The sequence below is a fragment of the Microbacterium sp. zg.Y909 genome (assembly GCF_024626565.1).
Genome location: NZ_JANJFJ010000266.1, coordinates 1 through 5828, shown reverse-complemented (window position 1 = coordinate 5828; position 5828 = coordinate 1). Strand labels below are relative to the sequence as shown.

Below are 5828 nucleotides of genomic sequence, written 5' to 3'. Positions count from 1 at the left end.
AGCGCATGCAGGGGTTCGGCGTGCGACCGGCCTGATACTCGGCGATGAAGTCCGCCACGACGTCGTCGCGGAAGCGTTCGGAGAAGTCCCACACGTAGAACGGGATGCCGAGCCGGTCTGCTGCCCGACGGGCGTCGAGGGCGTCCTCCACGGTGCAGCACCCGCGGCTCCCCGCGCGCAGCGTGCCACCCGCACGGGAGAGCGCCAGGTGCACGCCGACGACGTCATGCCCGGCGTCGACCGCGCGCGCGGCGGCCACGGCGGAATCGACGCCACCGCTCATCGCTGCAAGAATTCGCATCATCCCAGTCTACGAGCGGGCGCGCGCCCGGGCTCCTGCCGCCGCTGCTCGGGCATGCGCCTCGGGCAGCGCCGCCAGCAGGGCGTCGACGTCGGCGGCCGTCGTCGTGCGGCCGAGACTCACGCGCAGCACGCTGCGCGCCTCGTCGTCGGAACGCCCGAGTGCGCGCACCACGTGGGAGGGCTCGGGCACGCCGGCCTGGCAGGCGGAGCCTGTCGACACGGCGATGCCCTGTTGATCGAGCAGGAACAGCAGGGTCTCCCCCGCGACCCCCGGGAAGAGCAGGTGCGCGTTCCCCGGCAGGCGGCGCAGCGGGTCGCCCAGCAGCTGAGCCTCGGGGACGACGTGGCGGATGCCGTCCACCAGTCGATCCCGGAGTGCGCCGAGGCGTGCGGCCTCGCTCTCTCGTTCCGCGACGGCGAGCTCGGCGGCCACAGCGAACGCTGCCGCACCGGCGACATCCTGCGTGCCCGAGCGCAGTCCGCGCTGCTGACCTCCGCCGTGCAGCAGGGCGGCGGGGGTCGCGTGTCGCGAGACCACGAGGGCGCCGATTCCGACCGGTCCGCCGACCTTGTGGGCGGAGACACTCAGGGCCGACAGCCCCGCGGCCCCCGAGGCATCGCCCCGCCAGAGCGCGAAGTCGACGTCCAGATGCCCGAACGCGCCGACGGCATCCAGGTGCAGCGGTACGCCCGCCGTCGCTGAGGCGGCGGCGAGCGCGACGACGTCGTTGACGGTGCCCACTTCGTTGTTGGCGACGAGCGCCGTGGCGAGCGCGGCGCCGGGGAGAGCAGCGGCGAACGCATCGGCGTCGATCGCGCCCGTCGGGTGCAGGGGCACGGACCGCACCTCCGCGCCCTGGTGCGCGTTCAGCCAGGCGACCGTGTCGAGGGTCGCGTGGTGCTCCCCGTCGGGAAGCACGACGGCCTGCGCGCCTGCTGCCCGCGCCCACCACAGCCCCTTGACCGCCAGGTTGACCGACTCGGTGCCACCCGAGGTGAACACGACCTCGATGGGGTCGGCGTGAAGCGCAGCGGCGATGCGCTCCCTGGCATCCTCGAGAACGCGTCGCGCCGCTTGGCCCCCGCCGTGGATCGATGAGGGGTTGCCGACGGTCGCACTCGCGGCCACCCACGCATCGCGTGCCTCGGGCCGCAGCGGCGTGGTGGCGGCATGGTCGAGATAGACGCTCACCCGTCCACTCTCGCCCAGGGGCGTACACAGCGCCAGTCGGCGACGGTTAGTCTGGGCGCCATGGACACCCCGAGTCCGACCCCCCTGATCGACCCCGTCACCGCGGCGCTGCGCAACCCGCAGCTCGACGACCTGGGCGTGACCCTCGACGACGACGGCGGCACGCTGCGCGTCTGGTCCGCCCGTGCGACGTCGATGGAGCTGGTGCTGTTCGACCCTGAGGACCCCGATTGGGCCACCGACGCCGTCGCCCTCGAGCGGGGACCGGGTGACGTGTGGCAGGGGTCGTCGCCGGCGCTGAAAGCGGGTACGCGCTATGCGGTGCGGGCAGACGGGCCGAGCGGCGCCGGAGACATGTTCAATTTCCAGACCCTGCTGGTTGAGCCGTACGCACGGGGACTGATCTCGCGGGGTGTGGGCGAGTGGCGCTGCGTCGCCGTCGACGGCGCCTTCGACTGGGAGGGCGTGACCAAGCCCGCTGTGCCGCTGGACCGCACCGTGATCTACGAAGCCCACGTGAAGGGCATCAGCAAGCGGCATCCGGATGTGCCGCCCGCGTTGCACGGCACGTACGCCGGGCTCGCGCACCCCGCCATGATCGAGCATTTCCGCAGTCTCGGCGTCACCAGCATCGAACTGCTCCCGGTGCACGCCTTCGCGTCGGAGCCGCGGCTGCTGAACCTCGGCCTGACCAACTACTGGGGCTACAACAGCGTCGGCTACTTCGCTCCGCACGACGCGTACGCCACCGAGGCGTCGCGGCGAGAGGGCCCGGACGCGGTGCTGCGGGAATTCAAGACCATGGTGAAGGACCTTCACGCCGCCGGCCTCGAAGTGATCCTCGACGTGGTCTACAACCACACCGCCGAGGCAGACATCGGCGGGCCGCGCACGAGCCTGCGAGGGCTGGACAACCGCGGCTATTACCGCCAGCACGACGACGGCTCCTACATCGACGTGACGGGATGCGGAAACTCGGTCAACACGGCGACGGATGCCGCGGCGCGCCTGGTGCTGGATTCGCTGCGCTACTGGGCGAACGACGTGCAGATCGACGGATTCCGCTTCGACCTGGCCGTGACACTCGGCAGGGACGGCAACCACGAGTTCACGCCCGACCACGCCCTGCTGCGCGCGATCGTCGATGACCCCGCGCTGGTCGGTGTGAAGAAGATCGCCGAGCCCTGGGACGTGGGGATGGGCGGGTGGCAGACCGGCAACTTCGGCCAGGGCTGGCAGGAGTGGAACGACCGCTACCGCGACCGGGTGCGCAACTTCTGGCTGAGCGACATCGATTACATCCGGCGCGCCTCGACCGCCCCCGTCGGCGTTGGTGGCTTCGCCACGCGCCTGGCGGGCTCGTCCAACACCTTCAGCGGCGAACGCGGGCCGTTGGCGAGCGTGAACTTCGTCACGGCGCACGACGGGTTCACCCTGCGCGACCTGGTGTCCTACGACGTCAAGCACAACCTCGGCAACGGCGAGCAGAACCGCGACGGCGCCGACACCAACCGCTCCTTCAACCACGGTGCGGAGGGCCGCACCGATGACCCCGGCATCCTCGCAACCCGACGCAAGGCCATGCGCAATCTGCTCGGCACGCTGCTGCTGTCTGCCGGCGTTCCCATGCTCACCGCCGGCGACGAGTTCGCGCGCACCCAGCGAGGCAACAACAACGCCTACTGCCACGACTCCTCCCTGACCTGGCTGTCGTGGGATCACGAGCCCTGGCAGCGCGACCAGTTCGCCCACGTGCAGAGGCTCATCCGGCTGCGGCAGGAGAACCCGGCGCTGCGCCCCACCCGCTTCGCCTCCGAAGAGCGAGAGGTCCCCGGCGCGTCGCGGATGCACTGGTACGACGAGCACGGCAACACCATGTCGGGTGAACGGTGGACCGATCCCTCCCACCGCACCCTGCAGTACGTCGCGGCCTCGACGCGGGAGCACGAGGCGCCCAACCGCATCCTGCTGATCGTGCACGGCTACGAACGCGACGTCGAGGTCACCCTCCCCCGCCTCGACGACGCCGAGCGCTTCGTCAGCCTCTGGTCCAGCGCCGACGAGACTCCGGACACGAACGCGACGGTCCACGCTCCCGGGGAGACCATCGCGATTCCCGGCACATCGATGCGGCTGTTCCGCGTGGTGTGACGCGCAACTGTCATGCCGCTCAGCGATGCGCAAGTCCTGCGCCCCGATCGTCGGGAACGGTAGGTTCGAGAGGTGGCCACAACGAAGAAAACACCCCCGTCGCGCCCCTGGCGGAGCACCGCTGAACTGCCGCTCCGCCCCGCTGTGCCGTGGCAGTCGGCATCCGACACCGTCGCGGGCCGCATTCCCCTCGCCCTTCCCCGGCCAAGCGTTCCCGACCCCGGTTTCCGGCCCACCGCCTTCGTCGGCGAGGCGGTGCCGTTCCGCGTCACCGCGTTCCGTGAGGGCCACGACCTCATCGGCGTGCACCTTCGGCTGTTCGCTCCGAACGGCGAGGAGTCGCTGCACCGCCTGTCGCCGCTGAACGACGGATTCGACCGGTGGAGCGTGCTGGTCTCCCCCACCGCGCAGGGGGTCTGGCGGTTCCGGTTCGAGGCCTTCGGCGATGACTTCGCCACCTGGGAGCACGCCGCCGATCTGAAGATCGCGGCCGGCGTGGATGCCGAGCTCATGCGGGAATCCGGGGCGCTGCTGTTCCAGCGTGCCGCCGCGGAGAGGTCTCGTCCCGCCGCGGAACGGCGCCGGCTCGAAGCCGCCGCCGCGCGGCTGCGTGACCCGTCACTCTCCGACAGCGCTGCGCTCGAGATCGTCCGGGACCCCGAGATCGCGGCACTGTTCGCCGCCCGCCCGCTGCAGTCCCTCCTCACCGTCGGCCCGACCCATGAGCTGCTGGTGGAGCGCGAGCGCGCCGGCGTCGGCGCCTGGTACGAGTTCTTCCCCCGTTCCGAAGGTGCCGTGAGACGCGCCGACGGCACGGTGCAGAGCGGGACGTTCCGCACCGCCGCCGAGCGGCTTCCGGCAGTGGCGGCGATGGGCTTCGATGTGCTCTACCTCCCGCCCATCCACCCGATCGGCGAAACCAACCGCAAGGGCCGCAACAACACGCTCGACCCCCAGCCCGGCGACCCCGGCTCGCCCTGGGCCATCGGCTCCGCGGCGGGCGGACACGACGCGGTGCACCCCGATCTCGGCACGATCGAGGACTTCCGCGCCTTCGTGAAGGCCGCCGCCGGTCACGGCCTCGAGGTCGCCATCGACCTGGCACTGCAGGCCGCGCCCGACCACCCGTGGGTCACCGAGCACCCGGAGTGGTTCACCACCCTCCCCGACGGATCCATCGCCTACGCCGAGAACCCGCCGAAGAAGTACCAGGACATCTACCCGGTGAACTTCGACAACGATCCCGAGGGCATCCGTGCCGAGGTGCTGCGGATCGTCCGGCACTGGATCGCGCAGGGCGTGAAGATCTTCCGCGTCGACAACCCGCACACCAAGCCGCTGCAGTTCTGGGAGTGGCTCATCGCCACCGTCAACGACGAGGACCCCGACGTGGTGTTCCTCGCCGAGGCGTTCACCCGCCCAGCGCCGATGCAGCGTCTGGCGATCGCGGGCTTCCAGCAGAGCTACTCGTACTTCACCTGGCGCAACACCAAGGCCGAGCTCGAGGAGTTCCTGGGATCGGTCAGTGACGAGACCGCCGACTTCATGCGGCCGAACCTCTTCGTCAACACGCCCGACATCCTGACGGAGTACCTGCAGTACGGAGGCCGTCCCGCCTACCGGGTGCGTGCGGCCATCGCGGCGACCGCCGGGGCCTCGTACGGCGTCTACGCCGGATACGAGCTCTACGAGAACGTCGCGCGCCCTGGCTCCGAAGAGAACATCGACAACGAGAAGTACGAGTACAAACTGCGCGATTGGGCGGCCGCCGAGGCGAGCGGTGACTCGCTGGCGCCGTTCCTCACGCGGCTCAACGAGATCCGTCGCGCGCATCCGGCGCTGCGGCAGCTGCGCAACCTCCGCATCCACTGGAGCGACGACGACGCCATCCTCGTCTACTCCAAGCACCTGCCGGCCGCGCTGTCACCCGACGGCGTCGCCGACACGATCATCGTGGTCGCCAACGTAGACCCGCACTCGGCCCGCCAGACGATGGTGCACCTCGACACCGCCCAGTGGGGCGTCGAGCCGGGCGAGGCGTTCGACGTCGTCGACCTCGTCAGCGGCGCCGAATGGACCTGGACCGACCACAACTTCGTGCGGCTGGATGCCTTCCACGAGCCAGCCCACATCCTGCACGTGAAGGAGCGCCGATGACCCCGCCCGATGACCGGATACTCGA

Annotated in this window: 3 protein-coding genes and 1 pseudogene; 2 read left to right on the top strand and 2 right to left on the bottom strand. The window is 70.5% G+C overall.

The features are described 5' to 3' along the window. Positions 1-301 (bottom strand): annotated as a pseudogene (locus NQ160_RS16660) (tRNA 2-thiouridine(34) synthase MnmA); the annotation flags it as partial. Positions 302-310: 9 nt separating this feature from the next. After that, positions 311-1495, bottom strand: coding sequence for a cysteine desulfurase family protein (locus tag NQ160_RS16655; protein WP_257516281.1), 1185 nt, complete (start codon positions 1493-1495; stop codon positions 311-313). A 60-nt stretch (positions 1496-1555) separates the two neighbouring features. Between NQ160_RS16655 and glgX the strand changes: the two genes are divergently transcribed. Both glgX and NQ160_RS16645 read left to right on the top strand, forming a co-directional pair. Beyond that, complete coding sequence (glgX, locus tag NQ160_RS16650) at positions 1556-3646, top strand: glycogen debranching protein GlgX (protein WP_257516280.1); 2091 nt, start codon at positions 1556-1558, stop codon at positions 3644-3646. 72 nt (positions 3647-3718) lie between these two features. Then, positions 3719-5803, top strand: a complete 2085-nt coding sequence (locus NQ160_RS16645; RefSeq protein ID WP_257516279.1) for an alpha-1,4-glucan--maltose-1-phosphate maltosyltransferase — start codon at positions 3719-3721, stop codon at positions 5801-5803. Positions 5804-5828: the final 25 nt, after the last annotated feature.